The sequence below is a fragment of the Roseomonas sp. E05 genome (assembly GCF_030063475.1).
Lineage (GTDB): Bacteria > Pseudomonadota > Alphaproteobacteria > Acetobacterales > Acetobacteraceae > Pseudoroseomonas.
Genome location: NZ_JASIRT010000021.1, coordinates 1 through 19,288 on the forward strand (window position 1 = coordinate 1; position 19,288 = coordinate 19,288).

Genomic DNA, 19,288 nt, shown 5'->3' on the forward strand with positions numbered 1-19,288 from the left:
GCGCAACGCATCCGGGTCCGCGCTCATCCAGGCCAGCCTCCAAAAGCCAGCCTTGAATCACGCCCCGCTCAGCAGCGGAATCCCTCAGATCAGGAAATCGTCACCACCGCCTAGAGCATAATCTGATCAGTCTGGTCCATATCCGGCAGCGGTGAAATAGCTGGCACATTCCTGTGGTGAGAACTGCGGGAGGGCGTCGCGGATGGCATCCCAGAGCGCGTCGATGGTGCGGGTGGCAGCCTTCCGCAGGAGTGCCTTGAGCTTGGAGAAGGCATTCTTGATCGGGTTGAAGTCCGGAGAGTACGGCGGCAGAAACCGCAGTGTCGCGCCTGCGGCTTGAATGGCTTCCCGGACGGCGGCGCCTTTGTGGGCAGGCAGGTTGTCGAGGATGACGATGTCGCCTGGGCGTAGGGTGCGTGCCAGAACCTGCCGTGCATAGGCGGTGAACCACTCGCTCGTCATGGCGCCGTCCAGCACCATCGGCGCGGTCAGGCCGGACAAGCGCAGCGCGCCCGTGAAGGTGGTCGTCTTCCAGTGGCCGTGCGGTACGGGTGCCCGGCAGCGGGTTCCGCGCTTCGAGCGCCCATAGAGCCGTGCCATCTTGGTGGAGGCGCTGATCTCGTCGATGAAGACCAGCCGTTCGGGATCCAGGTCAGGCTGCGCCTCGAACCAGGCTTTACGCCTGGCGGCTACGTCCGACCTCAATTGCTCCGCGGCGTGGGCGGTCTTTTTTTGACTGTCATGTCGTGGCGGTCCAGCAAGCGCCAGACGGTGCTCGGAGCCACTGCGACACCGTGGTCCCGCCAGAGCATCTCGGCCAACTCGACCAGCGTGATGTCGACCTTGGCGTCCACCGCGGCCAGGATGATGTCCCTGTAGGCTTCGGCCCGCCGCGACCGGCGGTCGCCGCCTTGGCGGCGTGCCTTGGCCTGGCCGCTCGTGTGCCAGTCCTGCATCCAGCGGATCGCGCTGGACACGGAGACGCCAAACCGGGCCGCCGCGGCGCGGCGGGATGATCCCGCCTCCACGGCCGCAATGACGCGCGACCTGAGATCAGAGGACAGCGCTCTGCTCATCCCAACCGGCCTCCTCCCGGCCCATAGGGTGAATCAGATTTCCAGCCGTTCGGGAATCCCTCTCCGATTCAATCAGGTCAGATCATGCTCTAGCCGCGCGTGGTCGCGTGCCGCGGCAGGCCATCCGCCACCCACACCCAGGAGAGCCGGCTCCGCGCCCAGGTGTGGTCCTGTGGCGGCACCTGCTCAGGATCGTCGAGGCTGGCGGTGGTGATGTCGATCTCGTCCGGCAGGTCGTGCCGCTGATAGGTCAGGCTGGTGCCGCAATCCGGGCAGAAGCCCCGTTGCGCGACGGGGCTGGAGGCGAAATACCGCGGCTTTCCGCCGGTGAAGCGGAGGCTGGCGGTCGGTACGCTGAACCAGGCCACCATCGGCGCGCCGCTGCTGCGCCGGCAATCCGCGCAATGGCAGAGGGTTGCGTTGAACGGCGCGCCTTCGGCCTCGTAGCGCACCTGGCCGCAGGCGCATCCCCCCGTGAGCATGTCCCGAGTTCCTTCCTGGATGGCGGCATCAGCCTGCCATGGAACCCGGCGCCGCGCGGCCCGTTTCCTCTGGGCAAGCAGGAAACAGGAGAACACGGATGGCCGAGGACAAGAACCCCAATGCCGACCGCACCGGCACCGAGAAGGTTCATCAGGAGATGGGAACCCCACCCAACCCGGAGACACCCCGCCCGCAGGACGGTAGCAAGCCGGTGGACCAGAAGGCCCAGAAGGATGCCGCCGAGGAGCGCCGCAAGACCGGTGGCTACGAGTAGGAAGGCCGGGGCAGCCCTTCCCCCAGCCCCCTGACTGGCAAAAAGAAGATGGGGGTTCGGGGGAATTCCTTCCCCCGACCTTTTCTTCAGTTCTCGCGTGCCACCGGCGGCAGCCGCGCCAGGAACAGCGCCGCGACCAGCAGCGCCAGCAGCAGGCAACCGCCCACCAGCGCGCCGACGCCCACCCAGCGCCCGGAGGCCCAGGCCAGCCCGCCCAGCACGCCGACGATGCTGGCTCCCATGTAGTAGGCGAAGAGGTAGAGCGAGGAGGCCTGCGCCTTCGCCGTCAGCGCCCGCCGCCCCACCCAGGAGCTTGCCAGGGAGTGGCAGCCGAAGAAGCCGAAGGTGAGCAGCGCCATGCCCAGGATGATCAAGGGCAGGGAGGAAGGCAGCGTCAGCGCGAGGCCGGAGAGCATGATCAGCACGGTCGCCCAGAGCATCCGGCGCCGGCCGAAGCGGTCCGCGAGGCCGCCGACGAAGGTCGAGCTGCCGATACCCACCAGATAGACGGCGAAGACCATCGCCACCGTGCTGTGCGCCAGCGAGAAGGGCGGCGCCAGCAGGCGGAAGCCGATGTAGTTGTAGATGGTGACGAAGCTTCCCATGAACAGGAAGCCTTCGAGGAACAGCCAGCGCAGCCCGCCGTCCCGCAGGTGCATGGCGAAGTTCGTCGCCATCCCGCCCCAGGAGAGCGGGCGCGGGCGGAAGTGCCGCGAGGCTGGCAGGCTTTGCCAGAAGACCAGCGCCGCCGCCACGCCGAGCAGGCCGATGCCGCCGATCGCCCAGTTCCACCCGCCCCAGTCCAGCAGCAGGCCGGCGAGGATGCGGCCACTCAGCCCGCCGAGCGCCGTGCCGCTGATGTAGAGGCCCATGGCGAAGCCGCTCGACTGCGGCTCCACCTCCTCCGAGATGAAGGCCATGGCCACCGCCGGCAGGCCGCTGAGCGCCACGCCGAACAGCGCCCGCAGCAGCAGGAAGCTCTCCCAGCCCGGGGCGAAGGCGGCGGCCACGGTCAGCAGCGAGGAGACGACCACGGAGGCCACCATCACCGGCTTGCGGCCCAGCGCCTCCGACACCGCGCTGGCCACCAGCAGGCAGAAGGCCATGACGGCGGTGGGGACGGACAGCGCCAGGCTGCTCGCCGCCGGGCTGACCTGGAAGGCGGCCGAGAAGGCCGGCAGCAAGGGCTGCGCGCAGTAGAGCAGCGCGAAGGTGGCGAATCCGGCACAGAGGAAGGCGAGATTCGTGCGGCGGAAGGCGGCCGTGCCGCGCTGGATATAGGGAGGCTCCTCGGTGGCGTTCATGGCGGGGTCCGGCAGGTTCCGTTGCGCCGCAGCATGGCGCATGGCCCGGCCGCTGTCGCCTCCGGGCGTGGCACGGCTGCCGCCGCTTCCCGGCATGGCCGCTCCCGCATGCGGTGCGGGCGCCGCTCAGTCCTGGTGGGCAGATAGCGGCGAAGCGATCGATTCCAGCGAGCGCCCCTCCGCCGCGAAGCCGAGCTTCCACTCCGTGAAGGCCGCGAGCAGCATCAGGGCGGCGGCCAGCAGGAAGCCGAGCGTGATGTCCATCCGCGCGCCGCCCTCGATGAGCCAGCCGAACAGCGCCGGGCCGGCGACGCCGCCGATGCCGGTGCCGAAGGCGTAGAAAATGGCGATGGCGATGGCGCGCATCTCCAGCGGGAAACTCTCCCCCACCGTCAGATAGGCGGCGGAGGCGGCCGGTGAGGCGAAGAAGAAGATCACCGTCCAGGCGAGCGTCTGCTCCCAGGCATTCAGCCAGCCCTGCTGGAATGCGAGGCCGGAGATCGCCATCAGCAGGCCTGAGATGGCATAGGTGGCGGTGATCATGATGCGCCGGCCGATGCTGTCGAAGAACGGCCCGAGCAGCAGCGGCCCGAGCAGGTTGCCGAGCGCGAAGGGCAGGATGTACCAGCCGACCTCGCGTGACGGCACGCCCTGGAAGGTCGTCAGGATCAGCGCGTAGGTGAAGAAGATGGCGTTGTAGCAGAAGGCCTGGCAGGCCATCAGCGTAACGCCGAGCACGGTGCGCCGGCGCTGCCGGTGCAGCATGACGTGCAGCACCTCGCGCATCGTCGCCTTGCCGCGCCGGCTGAGCCGTACGGGACCGTATTGCAGTGGCGGCAGCGGCCCCTGGCGGGATTCCACCTGCGCCTCGATGGCGGTCACCACGCGGTCCGCCTCGCCGGGCTTGCCATGCGTCATCAGCCAGCGCGGGCTCTCCGGCACCCAGCTCCGCAGCAGCATGATGACGAAGGCGAGTGCACCGCCGACGACGAAGGCGGCGCGCCAGCCGATCTCGGGGTCGATGATCGCCGGGTCGAGCACCACCAGGGCGGAGAGCGCGCCGATGGCGGCGCCGGCCCAGAAGGTGCCGTTCACCGCCAGGTCCACCGTGCCGCGGCGCCGCGCCGGGATCATCTCCTGGATCGCCGAGTTCACCGCCGCGTACTCGCCGCCGATGCCGGCGCCCGTCAGTGCGCGGAACAGCGCGAAGGACCAGAAATCCCAGGAGAAGCCGGTGGCGATGCTGGAGAGCATGTAGACGATGACGGTGACGAAGAAGATCTTCCGCCGCCCCACCCGGTCGGTGAGCCAGCCGAAGAACAGCGCCCCGAGCACCGCGCCGATCAGGTAGGCGGAGGCGGAGAGACCGACCTGGGTCTCGGAGAGGCCGAGGCTCGGGCTCTCATGGATGGCGCCGGCCAGCGAGCCGACCAGCGTGACTTCCAGCCCGTCCAGCGTCCAGGTGATGCCGAGGGCGGCGATGATCAGCCAGTGGAAGCGGTCCCAGGGCAGCCGGTCCATGCGGGCGGGCACTTCCGTCTCGAAGACCTGCGCCGCCGCGTCCTGCCCCTGCCGCATCCCGTGCTTCCCCCCTGCCATTCTGCCGGTGAACGCCACTCTGGCCCAGGTGTTGCCCTTGTTGCAAAGCCCGAGGCCGCTCCCTTAAGAAGAGCACAACGGAGCGCCGGCCCTTCCGGCGCCGAGGGGGGAAGACTGAACATGAAGATGCTGCGCCGCACGGTGCTGGCCGCCATCCTGGCCGCCGCACCCGGGCTCGCCGCCCGGGCCCAGACCGAGATCACCATCCAGCACCCGCTGCCGACGGCCAACAGCCATTACGGCGCCGGCGCGACGGCGTTCAAGGAGACGCTGGAGAAGCTCTCCAACGGCAAGTATCACGTCACCATCCAGCGCAACGATAATGAGCGCGAGATGATCGAAAGCGTGCAGATCGGCACGCTGGACTTCACCATCACCTCCACCGGCCCGGTCGGCAACTTCGTGCCGGAAGTGCGGGCGGTGGACGTGCCCTTCCTGTTCCGCGACTACGCGCATGCGCGCGGCGCGCTGGATTCGCAAGTCGGGCAGGACATCCTGGCGAAGTTCCCCTCCAAGGGCCTGATCGGCGTCATCTGGATGGAGAACGGCTTCCGCCACCTGACCAACAGCCGCCATGAGGTGAAGGCGCCCGCCGACGTGCGCGGCCTGAAGGTGCGCACGATGGAGAACCAGGTGCATATGCGCGCCTTCTCCACCCTGGGCGCGCTGCCGACGCCGATGGCCTTCTCCGAGCTGATCCCGGCCCTGCAGCAGGGCACGGTGGACGGCCAGGAGAACCCGATCCCGGTGATCGTCGCCAACAACATCGACCAGGTGCAGAAGTACCTGACGCTGACCGGCCATGTGTACTCGCCGGCGCTGCTGATCGGCTCGCCGGCGCTGTGGGGCCGGCTCTCGGACTCCGAGAAGGCGACGTTCATGCAGGCCGCCAAGGCCGCGCGCGACGCCAACCGCGCCAAGGTGACGGCCGACGAGGAGAACGGCGTGGCCGAGCTGCGCCGCCGCGGCATGGACGTCACCACCAAGGTGAACACCGAGGAGTTCCAGAAGGCGCTGGCGCCGGCCTTCGCGCAGTACGAGAAGGAGCTGGACGCCAACACCCTGCGCCGCCTGCGCGACTGGAAGCCGGCGCAGTAACCCGCCTGCCCCGGCGCGGCCGCCGCGCCGGGGATGCTTGACGCCATCCCCGCAGGAGTGAGCCTCCCTTGCGCATCCACCCCGTGACCGGGGGCGCCGGATGGCGCCCTTGAGCGTGAATTTCGTCCCTCTGGCGACCATTGCCGCCGCCAGCCTGCTCGCCACCCTGCTGGCGCTCTGGATCGCCGCCAGGGCCGAGCCGCTGCGGCGCGCCGTTCTGGTGGCCGACCGCGCGCTGACCGGCCTCGCCGCCGCGGTGGCCTGCATTGCGCTCGCCGTCGCCGCCTGCGCCGGCCTCTGGCAGGTGTTCTCGCGCTTCGCCACCGAGACGCCGGCGGTGTGGAGCGAGGCGCTGGTGCGCACGGCGCTGATCTGGATGGCGCTGCTCGGCCTCGCCGTGGCGCTGCGGATGGGCGCGCTGGTCTCGATCGACGTGGCGCACCGCTACAGCACCGGCAGCTTCCAGCGGGCGCTGGAGGCCGCATCCCTGGCCACCAGCCTCTCCCTGATGGGCGTGCTGTTCTGGTTCGGCTGGGGCATGGCCCAGCGCGTCAAGTTTCAGGAGATGGCGGGGCTGGAGGTTTCGATGTCCTGGGGCTATGCCGCCATCCCGATCGGCGCGCTCTTCGCCATGCTGGGCGCCTTCGCCCATTTCCTCGACCGCCGCTCGGCGGAGCTGGAGGCGGCGGTATGACCGGCGCGATGCTCCTGGTGATGCTGGCGGGCTTCGCCGCCGCCATCCCGGTCGCCGTGGCCATCGGCCTCGCCGCCATCGTCGGCATCGAGGGCTGGACGCGCTTCCCGATGATCGTCGCGGCGCAGCAGATCTTCGTCGCGCTCGACAAGTTCCCGCTGGCCGCCATTCCCTTCTTCATCCTGGCCGGCAACCTGATGGATGTGGGCGGCATCTCGCGCCGGCTGGTGGAGTTCGCCAAGTCGATCGTCGGCGGGGTGCAGGGCGGGCTGCCCGCCACCTGCATCGTCACCTGCATGATCTTCGCCGCGATCAGCGGCTCCTCGGTGGCCACCACCTTCGCCATCGGCACCATCATGATCCCGGCGCTGGTGAAGCATGGCTATCCCGTCGGCTTCGCGGCGGCGCTGCAGGCCACCTCGGCCGAGCTGGGCGTGATCATCCCGCCCTCCATCCCGATGATCCTCTACGGCGTGACCACGCAGGTCTCGATCCCCGAGCTGTTCATCGCCGGCTTCGTGCCCGGCGCGCTGGTGGCCGGCGCGCTGGTGGCGACGGTGCTGGTCTGGTGCCGCATCAAGGGCTGGGGCAAGCGGGACGGCGACGGGCGGCTGCCCTTCCTTGCCGCACTGAAACAGGCGAGCTTCGCCCTGCTGATGCCGGTGATCGTGCTGGGCGGCATCTATGGCGGCGTCACGACGCCGACCGAGGCCAGCGTCATCGCGGTGTTCTACGCCATCATCGTCGGCATGCTGCTGCACCGGGAACTGGGCATGCGGGATCTCTACCCGATCTTCCGCAAGTCGGTGGTCTCGTCCTCCGTCATCATGTTCATCATCGCCTGCGCGGCTCTGTTCTCCTACCTGCTGAACCGCCAGGGCGTGCCGGACGCGGCGGCGGCCTGGATGGTGCAGACCTTCCAGGGGCCGGTGATGTTCCTGCTCGGGGTGAACATCTTCCTGTTCGTCGTCGGCATGTTCGTCGAGACCAGCGCCAGCATCATCGTGCTGGCGCCGATCCTGGCCGATGCGGCGCAACGCGTCGGCATCGACGGCGTGCATTTCGGCACCATCATGGTGGTGAACCTGGCCCTCGGCATGATCACGCCGCCCTTCGGCGTGAACCTCTTCGCCGCAGCGCAGGTGGCGGGTTGCGGCATCGAGGCGATGATGCGCTACCTTGCCGTCTTCATCGCCGTGGTGCTCGTCTGCCTCATGCTCATCACCTATGTCCCCGGCCTGACGCTCGCCCTGCCGGCGCTCGTCTTCCGTTGATGCTGGCGCCCTCCCGCCCCGTCGTGCGGGGCCTTTCCCCCCGCGCGGCGCGGACCTACTTGGCCGCCGACCCGGTGCTCGGCCCGGTGATCCGCCAGGTCGGCGCCATGACGCTGAAGCCCTTGCAGCGCGAGCCCTATGAGGCGCTGGTGCGCGCCATCGCCCACCAGCAGGTGCATGGCCGCGCGGCCGAGGCGATGCTCGGCCGTCTGCTGGCGCTGTTTCCCGACCATGACTTTCCGCCCGCCACCGGCATCCTGGCCCTGCCGGAGGAGGCGCTGCGCGGCTGTGGCTTCTCGGGCGCGAAATGCGCGGCGATCCGCGACATCGCGCACAAGTCGGCCGGCGGGCTGGTGCCGACGCGGCGTGCCGCTGCCCGACTGCCGGACGAGGAACTGGTCCAGCGGCTGGTGGCGCTGCGTGGCGTCGGCCGCTGGACAGTGGAGATGCTGCTGATCTTCACCCTCGGCCGGCCCGACGTGCTCCCGGTGGACGATTTCGGCGTGCGCGAGGGCTATCGGCTCGCCGCCGGCCGCGACACGCAGCCGAAGCCGAAGGAACTGGCCGAAATCGGCCTGGCCTGGGCGCCCTACCGCTCGGCGGCGGCCTGGTATCTCTGGCGGGCGGCGGATCTGGCCAAGGAAGGCCGCTTCAAGGCTCCCGTGGCCCTCTAGGGAGGCAAGGCCTCCCCCGCTCAGCCAAGAAAGGCCGCCACCGCCGCCAGGAAGCCTTCCGGCTTCTCCGCATGGAGCCAATGCCCCGCCCCCTTCACCGTGGCGAAGCGCGCCGCCGGGAAGAGCCGGCGGAACAGCGGCCGGTGCTCGGCGCGGATATAGTCGGACTGCTCGCCGGCCAGCACCAGGGTCGGTCCCTCGTACTGCGCGCCGCCAGGCAGCGGTGGCGCCGCCTCGATAGCCGGCAGGGCGGCGGCGATCTCGCGCAGGCCCATGCGCCAGGCCGGCGGATCGCTGTCGAGCTGCAGGTTCTGCAACAGGAAGCCCCGCACGGCGGCCGAAGGCACCGCGCCGGCCAGCGCCGCATCCGCCTCGCGCCGCGTCAGGCCGGGCGGCAGCGGCATGGCCAGCATCGCCTCGGCATAGGGGCGGAAGGCGGGCGGATAGTCCACGGGGGCGATGTCGGCCACGACCAGCCGCTCCACCAGCCCGGGCCGGGAGAGCGCCAGGGCCATGGCCACCTTGCCGCCCATGGAATGGCCCAGCACCATGGCGGGCGCGGCCCCGAGCGCCGCCAGGGTCTCGGCGACGTCCCCGGCCATGGCGGCATAGTCCATCGCCGGATCATGCGGCGACTGCCCGTGGTTGCGCAGGTCCAGCGCGATGACCCGCCGCGTGGCGGCCAGCGCCTTCTGCACCGTGGCGAAGTTCTGCGCCTGCCCGAACAGGCCGTGCAGCAGCACCAGCGGCGGCCCCGCCCCCTGCCCTGCCTCGGTCGCCTTCAGCCGCATCGTGCCTCTCCCTTATCCGCGCGTCGCCACCAGCACGCTCGCGACGATCAGTGCGCCGCCGACCAGCACGTCCCAGCCCAGCGGCTCCCCCAGCCAGAGGGTCGAGACGACGAGGCCGATCGCCGGCGCCAGCAGGAAACCGACGGAGGAGACGGCGCCCGGCAGGCGCCGCCCCGCCTCGATCACCGCCCAGGTGCCGAGCGGCGCGACAATGCAGCCGATCACCAGCATATGTGGCCAGGCGTCGCGCCCGATCCCCCCATTCGGCTCCAGGAGCAGGGCCATCGGCACCAGCACAACGCCGCCGAGCAGGAAGCACCAGGGCAGGACGTCGAGCATGGTGCGGCTCGGCGGGAAGCGGCGCGTGATGATGATGGCGCAGGACCAGAGCAGCGCCGCCAGCAGCAGCATGGCATGGCCGAGCAGGGCGCCCGGCTCGCTCCAGTCCACCGCCCAGGGGCCGGCGAGCGCCGCCACTCCCCCCAGCCCCAGCGCCGCCGCCAGCCAGCGCATGGCCGAGACCCGCTCGCGCAGCAGCAGCACCGACATCGGCACCAGCCAGTAGATGGTGACATTGGCCAGCACCGCGGTGCGCCCGGCGGGCACCAGCGCCACCGCCAGATGCGTCAGCGCGAAGAAGCCGCCGAGCTGCAGCAGGCCAACGCCGAGCAACGCCGGCCAGTCCTGCCGCGCCGGCCAGGCGAGCCGGCCCGTGATGACCAGCACGCCGGCCGCGATCAGCGCGCCGAGCAGCGTGCGCGAGACGGCGAACCATAGCGGCGTGGCATAGGGCAGCGCCGCCTTGGTGATCGGCCAGGCGCCGCCGAACAGCGTGACGGCGATTAGCAGCAGGCGCAGGTCGGCCAGGCGCAGCATCAGGCCGCCGGTTCGGCGACGGTCAGCATGATCTTGCCGATATGCGTGCTGCTCTCCATCAGCCGGTGCGCGGCCGCCGCTTCACGCAGCGGGAAGGTGGCGTGGATCACCGGGCCGCACTCGCCGCGCGCGAGCAGCGGCCAGACCTTCGCCTCCAGTTCGGCGGCGAGCGCTCCCTTCTCGGCCGTGGTGCGCGGCCGCATGGTGCTGCCGGTGACGGTCAGGCGCTTCAGCATGATCGGCCGCAGGTCCACCTTCTCCGCCTCATGCCCCTGCAGGAAGGCGATGATCACCAGCCGGCCGTCCTTCGCCATGCAGCGGAGGTTGCGCTGGAAATAGGCGGCGCCGACCATGTCGAGCAGCACGTCGACGCCGTTGCCGCCGGTGTGCTGCTTCACCGCCTCGACGAAATCCTCGTCCCGGTAGTTGATCGCCACGTCGGCGCCGAGCTTGCGGCAGGCCTTGCATTTCTCGGCGCTGCCCGCGGTGGCCAGGACCTTCGCGCCGAAGGCCTTGGCGAGCTGGATGGCGGTGACGCCGATGCCCGAGGTGCCGCCATGGATCAGCACCGTCTCACCGGCCTTCAGGCGGCCATGGCCGAACAGGTTGGCCCAGACGGTGAAATAGGTCTCCGGCAGGGCGGCGGCGCGCACGGCGTCGAAGCCGGCTGGCCAGGGCAGCGTCTGCGCTTCCGGCGCCGTGCAGTACTCGGCATAGCCACCGCCATTGGCCAGCGCGCAGACGCGGTCGCCGGCCTTGTAGCGGCGCACCTCGGCGCCGGTCGCGACCACCTCGCCCGCCACCTCCAGGCCGGCGATCGGGCTGGCGCCGGGCGGCGGCGGATAGAGGCCCATACGCTGCTGCACATCCGGCCGGTTCACGCCGGCGGCGAGCACACGGATCAGCACTTCGTCCGGCTTCGGCGAGGGCAGCGGACCGGTGGCGGGAACGAGCACCTCCGGCCCGCCACCCGCACCATGGTCGATGTAGGTCATCGTGCTCGGCAGTTCAGTCATGGCTTCCTCCTTCCTGGCAGGGGGCGCGCAGGGCGCCGCAAGGTCGGCGGCGTACCGCCCGGCGTCAAGGCGTGGCGAAAGTGGCAGGCTCACCACGCGGAAATTGTCACGTTCCCGCACGAGTGCAGTTGCGCGCCGCATCGCTTGGGTAGACCATTTGGCCCCCCTCTGCCTTTCCGCCTGCCGGAGTCCGCAATGGTCCGCATCCGCCGCCGAACCCTGCTCGGCCAGGCCGCTCTTGCGCTCGCGGCACGGCAGGCGGCGGCCCAGGGGCGCGCCGCCGGAGCGGCGCCGGAACTGCGGATCGGCGCCATCTTTCCCTTCGCCGGCCCGCTGGCCCTGCATGGGGACGAGAGCTTCCGGGGCCTGGAAATGGCGGTCGAGGCGCGCAACGCCGCCGGCGGCGTATTCGGGCGGCCGCTGCGGCTGGTGAAGGCGGAAGCCTCCGATGCCGCGCAGGCCGGCGAGGCGGCGCGCCGCCTGCTGGCGGGGCCGGAGCGTGTGGCGGCTCTGTTCGGCAGCTGCGCCTCGGCCGTGTCCTTCGCCGCGACGCAGGTCGCGGAGCTGGAGGGCGTGCCCTATTTCGAGCTGGGCGCCATCGCCGATACGATCACCGTGCGCGGCTTCCGCTATCTCTTCCGCAGCTGCCCGCGCGGCTCTGATTATGCGGCGCTGACGCTGCGCGCCGCGCGCTGGCTGCTGCCGGCGCTGTGGCAGATGCCGCCCGCCGCGATGCAGGTCGCCATCCTGCATGAGGACACGCTCTACGGGCAGAGCGTCGCAACGGCGCAGGAGGTGGGGCTGCAGGGTACGGCGCGGCTGCTCGGCCGCTTCGGCTATGCCGCGGGCGGGCAGGAGATCCCGGCGCTTGCCCAGCGCCTGCGCGCGGCGGAGACGCAGCTCGTGCTGCATACCGGACAGCAGGCGGAGATCCTGCTGCTGTTCCGCGCGATGAAGGAGATCGGCTGGCGGCCGCGCATGGTGCTGGGGGCCGGCGCCGGCTACAGCCTCGCCGACCTGGCGCAGGCACTCGGCCCGCAGGTGGAGGGCGTGATGACGGTGGGCTTCCCGCCCTACCTGGCCGCCGGCCGCGCCGGCGAGGAGGCGCGGCAGCTCGCCGAGGTCTATCGCGGCAAGTACGGGCACGATCCCCGCTCCGGCCACAGTCTGGCGAACCATGCGGGTGCCCGCCTCTTCCTGGAGGCGCTGCACCGTGCCGGCTCGCCGGACAAGGAACGCGTTCGCGCCGCCGTGCTGGCCACCACCTTCGAGGAGCGGGAGGCGCCGCTGGGCTGGGCCGCCGGCTTCGACGAGAGCGGACAGAATCTGCGCGCCCGCCCGGTGCTCGCGCAGTGGCAGGGCGGGCGGCTGGTGCCGGTCTTTCCCGAGCCGGCCGCGGCGGGCGTGCCGCGGCCGCAGATCGGCTGAGCCTCAGTCCACCTTGATGCCGGCTTCCTTGATGATCGGCTCCCACTTGGCGATCTCGTCGGCCAGCCACTTCCTCGTGCTGGCCGGCGTGCTGTCGCTGCGCGGCGTCATGGTCAGGTCGGCCAGCTTCTTCTGAACCTCATCCTTGGCCATGACCTTGTTGATCTCCTGGTTCATGCGCTGGACGATCGCGTCCGGCGTGCCCGCCGGCGCCAGCACCATGTGCCAGGTATAAGCCTCGTAGCCTGGCACGCCGGCTTCGCTGAAGGTCGGGATCTCCGGCACCTGCGGCAGGCGCTTGTCGGAAGAGATCGCCAGCCCCTTCACCTCGCCCTTCTGCACGAAGGGCAGCGCGCTGTTGGCGACGTCCAGCATCATCGTCACGGTGCCGTTCAGCAGGTCCGGCATGGCGGCGGCCGAGCCGCGATAGGGCACGTGGTTGACCTTCAGCCCACCCGCCTGCTTCAGGAACAGCTCGGTGGCCAGGTGCAGCGCCGCGCCGCTGCCGGTGCTGGCATAGTCGTACTCGCCCGGGTTCTTCTTGAAGAGGTCGATCAGCTCCTGCAGATTCTTGACCGGCACGTCCTTGTTGACCATCAGCAGCATCGGGATGACGCCGGTGAGCGCGACGGGCGTGAAGTCCTTCACTGGGTCGAAGGGCAGGCTCGGATAGATGGCGCGGATCGCCGCCTGCGCGATGGTCGTGTAGAGGAAGGTATGCCCGTCCTTCGGTGCCTTGGCGACGGCATCGGCGCCGACCACCGTGCCCGCGCCGGTGCGGTTCTCAACGATGACGCGCTGAGGCAGCGCCTTGGACAACTCATCAGCGATCAGGCGCGCCGGGATGTCGGTCGGGCCGCCCGCGGAGAAGGGCACGACCAGGCGGATCGGCTGGTCCGGCCAATTGGCCTGGGCGCGCGCGGCGCCGGGCAGAACGGCCGGTGCCGCCAGGGTGGCCCCGAGCGCCAGGAAGTCGCGGCGGTGCAGTCTCATCGTGTCAGGTCCCCGAAGAGGTTCGGGGCACCCTTTAGAGGCTTGCCGAGGTGACGAAAAGTCCATCTTCTGCCCGCTGGCTTGCCGGGATGCGTCCGAGGGGCAGGCGCACGCCGCTCGCCGGGTCGAAAAGGTGCAGCCGGGCCGGCGGCAGGTCGAGGCCGATCTCCTCGCCGCGGGCCGGCGCCGCATCGGCGGGGCTGTGCAGGGTCAGGGCCGCGCCGCCCGGCATCCGGGCATGCACCAGGACCGAGGCGCCAAGATCCTCCACCATTTCCACCGTGGCGGGCAGCCGCCCGGCCTCGACATGCTCCGGGCGGATGCCGAGCATGACCGCGCCGCGATGCCCCACGGCCTCCGGCAGGCGCAGCAGCGTGCCGTCGGCGAGGCGGAGGGTGTCGCCGCTGGCCAGCACCTCGGCGGGCAAAAGGTTCATCGCCGGGGCGCCGAGAAAGCCGGCGACGAACAGGCTGGCCGGGCGCGCATAGACCTCGCGCGGCGTGCCTTGCTGCTCGACGCGGCCGGCATTCATCACCACCAGGTGATCGGCCAACGTCATTGCCTCCTGCTGGTCATGCGTGACGAGCACCGAGGTGGCGCCGAGCCGCTCGTGCAGACGCCGCAGCTCCAGGCGCATCTGCACCCGCAGCTTGGCATCGAGGTTGGAGAGCGGCTCGTCATAGAGAAAAACCTTCGGGCGCCGCACCATGGCGCGGCCGATGGCGACGCGCTGCCGCTGCCCGCCCGAGAGCTGGCCAGGGCGGCGGGCCAGCAGCGGCGTGAGTTCCAGCGCAGCGGCCAGTTCGGCGACGCGCGCCTGCCGCTCGGTGCGGGAGACGCCCGCCACCTTCAGTGGATAGCCGATATTCTCCGCCACGCTCATATGCGGATAGAGCGCGTAGTTCTGGAAGACCATGGCGCAGCCGCGGTCCTTCGGCTCGCGCTCGTTCATCCGCGCCCCGCCGATGCGCAACTCGCCGGCGCTGATCGCCTCCAGTCCGGCGACCATGCGCAGCAGCGTGGACTTGCCGCAGCCGGAGGGGCCGAGGATGACGACGAAGGCGCCCTCCGGCAGCGCGAGGTCCACCTCGCGCACGGCCGCGTTGGTGCCGTAGGTCTTGCTGACGCCGGCGAGTTCGATGGCCGCCATGGGGCTACTTCTCCGTCTGAACGAGGCCGCGCACGAACCAGCGCTGCATCAGCACCACGACGGCAAGCGGCGGCAGCATGGCCAGCAGGGCGCCGGCCATGACGATGTTCCATTCCGGCAGCCCGTCGCCGCGCGGCACCATGCGCGACAGCTCCACCATCACCGTGCTGCGCTCCGGTTCGGTGGTGACCAGCAGCGGCCAGAGATACTGGTTCCAGGCATAGACGAACATGATGGTGGCGAGCGCCGCCATGGTGGTGCGGGAGAGCGGCACCAGCACGTCCCACAGGAAGCGCAGCGCCCCGGCACCGTCCATCTTGGCGGCCTCCACCAGCTCCTCCGGGATGGTCAGGAAGAACTGGCGGTAGAGGAAGGTGCCGGTGGCCGTGGCGATCAGCGGCAGGATCAGGCCGGGATAGGAGTTCAGCAGCCGCCATTGCAGCGCGACATGGATGCCGCTCACCGTTTCGATCAGGCCGGTGAGGCCGGTCGCGTCCAGGATCGCCTGGAAGGGGGCGAGCGCATTGGCCGCCACCGCATAGGTCGGCACGATGCGCACCTCCAGCGGCAGCATCAGCGTGATGAAGATGGCCCAGAAGACCAGCACCCGCGCCCGCCAGCTGAAGAACACGATGGCGAAGGCCGCCAGCATGGCCAGCACGATCTTGCCGACCGTGACGCCGACCGCGACGATCAGGCTGGTGGTGAAGCGCGTGGCGAAGCCGCCGCGCCGCCAGGCCTCCGCGAGGTTGTCGGCGAGGTGCCCGCCCGGCAGCCAGTGGATGGGCACGCTGTTCACGCCCGCCACGTCCTGCGTCGCGGCGACCAGGGCAAGCCAGACCGGCACCAGCAGCGCCACCGCCGAGAGCAGCAGCACGATATGGGTGAAGACATCGAGCCAGGGACGGCGCTCAACCATGGTTCCCCCTCGCCTCAGCGGTAGTGCATCTTCCGCTCGACGAAGCGGAACTGGATGACGGTGAGCAGGATGACGAGGCCCATCAGCACGATGCTCTGGGCGGCCGCGCCGGAGTAGTCGAGGCCTTTGAAGCCGTCGGCATAGATCTTGTAGACCATGATCTCCGTCGCGCGCGCCGGCCCGCCTGCGGTCATGATGTCCACCAGGCCGAAGCTGTTGGTGAAGCTGTCCGTCAGGTTGATGACGACGAGGAAGAAGAAGGTCGGCGCCAGCAGCGGCACCTGGATGTCGCGCATCCGCCGCAGCGGCCCGGCGCCGTCCATCGCCGCCGCCTCGATCAGCGGGCGCGGGATGGATTGCAGCCCGGCGAGGAAGAAGACGAAGTTGTAGGCCACGAGCTGCCAGGCGCCGGCCAGGATCAGCATCAGCATGGCGTGCGTGCCGTTCAGCGCCGGGTCCCAGGCGCCGGGCCAGAGCGCGTTGAGCGTGCTGAACACGCCGGCGCGCGGGTCGAAGACGAAGCGGAAGATCATGCCGATGGCTGGCGCGGCGATGGCGTAGGGCCAGATCAGCGCCACGCGCCAGCCGCGGCTGGCGCGCACCTCGCGGTCGATGAACAGCGCCAGCAGCAATGCGATCAGGATGGCCAGCGCGGACGTACCGAAGGCATAGGTCAGACTGGTCCGCACCGAGGACCAATAGGCGGCGCTGCCAAAGATCTCCTGGAAGTTCTGCCAGCCGACCCATTGCCGGCCACCGCCCCAAGGCTGCTCCAGGGTGAAGGCCCAGTGGAAGGCTTCGCCCGTGGGCCAGTAGAAGAAGACGAAGATGATCAGGAGCTGCGGCAGCACGAGCAGCCAGGGCAGCAGCGGCGAGCGGAAGGTGGCGCGGCGTTCCAAGGCGACCTCGTTCGGCGGAGGAAAGGCCCCGCGCGCGCCAGGGACGGCAGGCGCGGGGAGCAGGCTCAGTGGCCGGTCAGGGCAGCGTCTTGCCGCGATAGGTCTGCTGGAAGCGGCGCAGCAGCTGGTTGCCCTGTTCCTGGAGGGAGGCCAGCGCCTGATCCATGCTCTTCTGGCCGGCGAAGGCGGCCTGCATCTCGTTCGCGTAAGCCGCGCGGAACTGCGTCAGGTTGCCGAGGCGCAGGCCCTTGGTCAGCGGCGTCGGCTCCCGCAGCAGCAGGCTCTTCATGGCGACCTCGCGGCCGACATTCTCCGGGCGCTCGAAGAAGCCTTCGTCCTTCATCCGCTCATAGCCGGTGCGGGTGACGGGCACGTAGCCGGTCCTGGTGGACCAGAATTCCTCGCTCTCCGGCGTGGCGAGAAAGGCGAAGAAGGCGGCCGCCCCCTTGTACTCGGTCTGCGGCCGGCCCTTCAGCGCCCAGAGCGAAGCCCCGCCGACGCGCGTGTTGTAGCGCTCATGCCCGGCATAGACGGGCAGCAGCGCGGGGGTCCAGTCCAGCCCCTCCTTTGCGGTCAGGCGCACCGTCTGGTGGCTGGCGATGGAGCCGAAGGTCACGTTGCAGTCGCCACTCGCGAAGGAGGCGATGACGTTCTGGCCGCTCTCGGGCGTGCGGACCTTGATCAGCCCGTCCTTGTACCAGTTCAGCAGGTTGTTGAAGTGCTGCTTCACCAGCGGCTGATTGTCGAACACATACTCGGCGTCCAGCCCGCCATAGCCGTTGTCCTTGCTGGCGACGGGAATGTTGTGAGCGGCGGTGAACTGCTCGAAGAGCGCCCAGCTGTCGAAGTCCATCGACATCGGGCAGGCGCTGCCGGCCTGCTTCATTGCCACCAGGGCCTTGTGCAGATCCTCCCAGGTGGCGGGGGGATTCTCGAAGCCGACCTTCCGGCCTTCGGCACGGTTCCAGTACATCACCGCCGTCGAGGAGTTGAACGGGAAGGACAGCATCTCGCCCTTCGAGTTCGCGTAATAGGCGGCGATCGGGGCGATGTAGTTGCTCCAGTCGACGTCGTATCCCTGTTCCGACATCAGCGCGCGCGCCGGCACGTACTGGCCGGAGAGCATCAGGTCGGCCGTGCCGATATCATAGACCTGCACGATGGTCGGCTGCTCGCCGGCGCGGAAGGCGGCGATGGTGTTCTGCAGCGCCTTGGCGTAGTCGCCCTGGCTGGTGCAGGTGATCTGGTACTGCTGCTGGCTGTCGTTGAAGCGCTTGCAGACCTCCTGCACCACGTCGCTGAGCTGGCCGGTGAGGCCGTACCAGAAGGTGAAGCCCTGGCGCTGCTGCGCCTGGGCGGCCGGCGCGCCGAGCGTCAGCGCAAGGCCGGCGGCCAGCGCCGTCAGACGAAACTTCATGCGATCCCCCGATCTTCCCGAAGAGGGCGCAGCCAGGGCGCCCCGTCGGAGCGGGGATTAGCGGCGGCTCATGACACCGGCTTGACAGCCTGATGACTGTCCGGAGACGACACGCCAACGAGGCGGGCGTAAAGCTCCGGGTCGGTCGCACCCTCGGTGCCGAAGACGAGCACGCGGCTCTGGGCGTCCAGATCGAGTGCCGCGCGGGCCGTGGGGTCGGCGGCGGCCAGCAGCAGGCCCGCGAGGCCGGCCACCGCGCTCTCCCCCGCCACGATGGCGGGGCTGCGGGCCGCCAGCAGGCGCATCACCTCCACGGCCGTGTCGTCGCTGATGGCCATGAAGGCGAAGGCGCCGCGCTCCAGCTCCTGCCAGGCCAGCAGACTCGGCTCGCCGCAGGCCAAGCCCGCCATCAGCGTGTCCAGCTCGCCCGGGACGGCGACCGCCTGCCCCGCTTCGGCGCTGGCCAGCAGGCAGGCAGCCTTCTCCGGCTCCACCACCACCAGGCGCGGCCCGGGGCCGAAGCGGGCGCGCAGCTGCACCGAAACCGCCGCCGCGACGCCGCCCACGCCGCCTTGGACGAAGACATGCGTCGGCGCCTCCGATAGCGCGGCCAGGGCCTCCTCCGCCATCAGCCGGTAGCCCTGCATGACGTCGCGCGGCACCTCGGTATAGCCGGGATAGGAGGTGTCGGAGACGACGAACCAGCCCTCCCGCTCCGCCGTGGCGGCGGCCTCGCGCACCGCGTCGTCATAGGTGCCGGGCACGACGCGGATCTCGGCGCCATAGGTGGCGATGGCGTCGCGCCGTCCCTGGCTCACCCCCTCATGCACGAAGATGACGCAGCGCGCCCCGAAGCGCTGCGCGCCCCAGGCGACCGAACGGCCATGGTTGCCGTCCGTGGCGCAGGTCACGGTGATGGCGCGCGTGGCGTCCGCATAGCGGCCTTCCAGCAGTTCGCTGACACGCGCCGCATTGGCCACGCCGCGCTTCGCCAGCTCGGCCACCAGCAGCCGCGCCACGGCATAGGCGCCGCCCAGCGCCTTGAAGCTGCCCAGCCCGAAGCGGCTGCCCTCGTCCTTATAGTGGAGCGCCGCGATGCCGCACCCCGCGGCGATCTCCGGCAGCGGGTGCAGCGGCGTCACCGCATAGCCCGGCCAGGCGGCGATCTCGGTGGCGGCGCGGCGGAACCCGCTTTCGGGGAGCACCACCACGCCGGGCGTGCCATGATGCGGGTTGACGAAGAGGCGGAAGGGACGATGCGGGATCATTCCCGCAGCTTGGCCCGGCACGCGCCGCGCGGCAATCTGGCGGAATCGGCAACCG

Annotated in this window: 19 protein-coding genes; 6 read left to right on the forward strand and 13 right to left on the reverse strand. The window is 70.2% G+C overall.

The window, feature by feature from the left end; genetic code table 11:
- Positions 1–126: 126 nt before the first annotated feature.
- Both QMO56_RS18085 and QMO56_RS18090 read right to left on the reverse strand, forming a co-directional pair.
- Positions 127–1,076, reverse strand: a protein-coding gene (locus QMO56_RS18085) for an IS630 family transposase (RefSeq protein ID WP_283527988.1) whose coding sequence is annotated in 2 segments (ribosomal slippage) — positions 127–737 and positions 737–1,076 — 951 coding nt in all. Because the reading frame shifts where the segments join, the coding sequence is not laid out codon by codon here.
- Between the two features lie 89 nt (positions 1,077–1,165).
- Positions 1,166–1,558 carry a GFA family protein gene (locus QMO56_RS18090; protein WP_283527990.1) on the reverse strand — a complete coding sequence of 131 codons (393 nt, stop codon included), beginning with the start codon at positions 1,556–1,558 and terminating at the stop codon, positions 1,166–1,168.
- Between the two features lie 98 nt (positions 1,559–1,656).
- On the opposite strand from QMO56_RS18090, the gene QMO56_RS18095 reads away from it, so the two are divergent.
- A complete protein-coding gene (locus tag QMO56_RS18095) occupies positions 1,657–1,833 on the forward strand; it encodes a hypothetical protein (protein WP_283527992.1) in 177 nt (58 codons plus the stop codon).
- Positions 1,834–1,919: 86 nt separating this feature from the next.
- Here the strand turns inward: QMO56_RS18095 and QMO56_RS18100 are convergent, their stop codons facing one another.
- Both QMO56_RS18100 and QMO56_RS18105 read right to left on the reverse strand, forming a co-directional pair.
- Entirely contained in the window at positions 1,920–3,137 is a 1,218-nt protein-coding gene (locus QMO56_RS18100; protein WP_283528123.1) for an MFS transporter, read from the reverse strand.
- Between the two features lie 126 nt (positions 3,138–3,263).
- Positions 3,264–4,715, reverse strand: coding sequence for an MFS transporter (locus QMO56_RS18105; RefSeq protein ID WP_283527994.1), 1,452 nt, complete (start codon positions 4,713–4,715; stop codon positions 3,264–3,266).
- Positions 4,716–4,856: 141 nt separating this feature from the next.
- Here QMO56_RS18105 and QMO56_RS18110 point away from each other — a divergent pair, with 141 nt between their 5' ends.
- The 4 genes from QMO56_RS18110 to QMO56_RS18125 all read left to right on the forward strand — a co-directional run bounded on the left by QMO56_RS18110 (position 4,857) and on the right by QMO56_RS18125 (position 8,476).
- On the forward strand, positions 4,857–5,834 hold the full coding sequence (locus QMO56_RS18110; protein WP_283527996.1) for a TRAP transporter substrate-binding protein: 978 nt from the start codon (positions 4,857–4,859) through the stop codon (positions 5,832–5,834).
- A 115-nt stretch (positions 5,835–5,949) separates the two neighbouring features.
- On the forward strand, positions 5,950–6,528 hold the full coding sequence (locus QMO56_RS18115) for a TRAP transporter small permease (RefSeq protein WP_283528125.1): 579 nt from the start codon (positions 5,950–5,952) through the stop codon (positions 6,526–6,528).
- A complete protein-coding gene (locus tag QMO56_RS18120; protein WP_283527997.1) occupies positions 6,525–7,802 on the forward strand; it encodes a TRAP transporter large permease in 1,278 nt (425 codons plus the stop codon). Before QMO56_RS18115 ends, QMO56_RS18120 begins: the two co-directional genes overlap by 4 nt.
- Complete coding sequence (locus QMO56_RS18125) at positions 7,802–8,476, forward strand: DNA-3-methyladenine glycosylase (protein ID WP_283527999.1); 675 nt, start codon at positions 7,802–7,804, stop codon at positions 8,474–8,476. Before QMO56_RS18120 ends, QMO56_RS18125 begins: the two co-directional genes overlap by 1 nt.
- Positions 8,477–8,496: 20 nt before the next feature.
- Here the strand turns inward: QMO56_RS18125 and QMO56_RS18130 are convergent, their stop codons facing one another.
- From QMO56_RS18130 to QMO56_RS18140, 3 genes are read right to left on the reverse strand one after another with little or no spacing between them, the layout of a single operon-like run.
- Entirely contained in the window at positions 8,497–9,267 is a 771-nt protein-coding gene (locus QMO56_RS18130; protein ID WP_283528001.1) for an alpha/beta fold hydrolase, read from the reverse strand.
- Between the two features lie 12 nt (positions 9,268–9,279).
- Entirely contained in the window at positions 9,280–10,143 is an 864-nt protein-coding gene (locus QMO56_RS18135; RefSeq protein WP_283528003.1) for a DMT family transporter, read from the reverse strand.
- Positions 10,143–11,159: an NAD(P)H-quinone oxidoreductase gene (locus QMO56_RS18140; RefSeq protein ID WP_283528005.1), complete on the reverse strand. Its 1,017-nt coding sequence runs from the start codon at positions 11,157–11,159 to the stop codon at positions 10,143–10,145. The genes QMO56_RS18135 and QMO56_RS18140 overlap by 1 nt, the downstream gene beginning before the upstream one ends.
- 195 nt (positions 11,160–11,354) lie before the next feature.
- Between QMO56_RS18140 and QMO56_RS18145 the strand changes: the two genes are divergently transcribed.
- A complete protein-coding gene (locus tag QMO56_RS18145) occupies positions 11,355–12,587 on the forward strand; it encodes an ABC transporter substrate-binding protein (RefSeq protein ID WP_283528007.1) in 1,233 nt (410 codons plus the stop codon).
- 3 nt (positions 12,588–12,590) lie between these two features.
- Here the strand turns inward: QMO56_RS18145 and QMO56_RS18150 are convergent, their stop codons facing one another.
- The 6 genes from QMO56_RS18150 to QMO56_RS18175 form a co-directional block, all read right to left on the reverse strand.
- Positions 12,591–13,580, reverse strand: coding sequence for a tripartite tricarboxylate transporter substrate binding protein (locus tag QMO56_RS18150; protein WP_283528009.1), 990 nt, complete (start codon positions 13,578–13,580; stop codon positions 12,591–12,593).
- A gap of 34 nt (positions 13,581–13,614) precedes the next feature.
- A complete protein-coding gene (locus tag QMO56_RS18155; protein ID WP_283528011.1) occupies positions 13,615–14,730 on the reverse strand; it encodes an ABC transporter ATP-binding protein in 1,116 nt (371 codons plus the stop codon).
- Positions 14,731–14,734: 4 nt separating this feature from the next.
- Positions 14,735–15,649: an ABC transporter permease subunit gene (locus QMO56_RS18160; RefSeq protein ID WP_283528013.1), complete on the reverse strand. Its 915-nt coding sequence runs from the start codon at positions 15,647–15,649 to the stop codon at positions 14,735–14,737.
- A gap of 14 nt (positions 15,650–15,663) precedes the next feature.
- Complete coding sequence (locus tag QMO56_RS18165) at positions 15,664–16,548, reverse strand: ABC transporter permease subunit (protein ID WP_283528015.1); 885 nt, start codon at positions 16,546–16,548, stop codon at positions 15,664–15,666.
- Between the two features lie 76 nt (positions 16,549–16,624).
- The gene (locus QMO56_RS18170) at positions 16,625–17,965 is read right to left on the reverse strand and encodes an extracellular solute-binding protein (protein WP_283528017.1); all 1,341 of its coding nucleotides are present in this window, start codon (positions 17,963–17,965) and stop codon (positions 16,625–16,627) included.
- Positions 17,966–18,033: 68 nt separating this feature from the next.
- On the reverse strand, positions 18,034–19,233 hold the full coding sequence (locus QMO56_RS18175) for a diaminopropionate ammonia-lyase (RefSeq protein WP_283528019.1): 1,200 nt from the start codon (positions 19,231–19,233) through the stop codon (positions 18,034–18,036).
- Between the last annotated feature and the right edge of the window lie 55 nt (positions 19,234–19,288).

What these genes read in the sequence shown, in the direction of transcription:
- QMO56_RS18125 (WP_283527999.1), top strand. Translation starts at nt 7,802, where the DNA reads ATGCTGGCGCCCTCCCGCCCCGTCGTGCGGGGCCTTTCCCCCCGCGCG.
- QMO56_RS18145 (WP_283528007.1), top strand. Translation starts at nt 11,355, where the DNA reads ATGGTCCGCATCCGCCGCCGAACCCTGCTCGGCCAGGCCGCTCTTGCG.
- QMO56_RS18155 (WP_283528011.1), bottom strand. Translation starts at nt 14,730, where the DNA reads ATGGCGGCCATCGAACTCGCCGGCGTCAGCAAGACCTACGGCACCAAC.
- QMO56_RS18090 (WP_283527990.1), bottom strand. Translation starts at nt 1,558, where the DNA reads ATGCTCACGGGGGGATGCGCCTGCGGCCAGGTGCGCTACGAGGCCGAA.
- QMO56_RS18095 (WP_283527992.1), top strand. Translation starts at nt 1,657, where the DNA reads ATGGCCGAGGACAAGAACCCCAATGCCGACCGCACCGGCACCGAGAAG.
- QMO56_RS18150 (WP_283528009.1), bottom strand. Translation starts at nt 13,580, where the DNA reads ATGAGACTGCACCGCCGCGACTTCCTGGCGCTCGGGGCCACCCTGGCG.
- QMO56_RS18140 (WP_283528005.1), bottom strand. Translation starts at nt 11,159, where the DNA reads ATGACTGAACTGCCGAGCACGATGACCTACATCGACCATGGTGCGGGT.
- QMO56_RS18120 (WP_283527997.1), top strand. Translation starts at nt 6,525, where the DNA reads ATGACCGGCGCGATGCTCCTGGTGATGCTGGCGGGCTTCGCCGCCGCC.
- QMO56_RS18175 (WP_283528019.1), bottom strand. Translation starts at nt 19,233, where the DNA reads ATGATCCCGCATCGTCCCTTCCGCCTCTTCGTCAACCCGCATCATGGC.
- QMO56_RS18130 (WP_283528001.1), bottom strand. Translation starts at nt 9,267, where the DNA reads ATGCGGCTGAAGGCGACCGAGGCAGGGCAGGGGGCGGGGCCGCCGCTG.
- QMO56_RS18105 (WP_283527994.1), bottom strand. Translation starts at nt 4,715, where the DNA reads ATGCGGCAGGGGCAGGACGCGGCGGCGCAGGTCTTCGAGACGGAAGTG.
- QMO56_RS18100 (WP_283528123.1), bottom strand. Translation starts at nt 3,137, where the DNA reads ATGAACGCCACCGAGGAGCCTCCCTATATCCAGCGCGGCACGGCCGCC.
- QMO56_RS18170 (WP_283528017.1), bottom strand. Translation starts at nt 17,965, where the DNA reads ATGAAGTTTCGTCTGACGGCGCTGGCCGCCGGCCTTGCGCTGACGCTC.
- QMO56_RS18135 (WP_283528003.1), bottom strand. Translation starts at nt 10,143, where the DNA reads ATGCTGCGCCTGGCCGACCTGCGCCTGCTGCTAATCGCCGTCACGCTG.
- QMO56_RS18160 (WP_283528013.1), bottom strand. Translation starts at nt 15,649, where the DNA reads ATGGTTGAGCGCCGTCCCTGGCTCGATGTCTTCACCCATATCGTGCTG.
- QMO56_RS18110 (WP_283527996.1), top strand. Translation starts at nt 4,857, where the DNA reads ATGAAGATGCTGCGCCGCACGGTGCTGGCCGCCATCCTGGCCGCCGCA.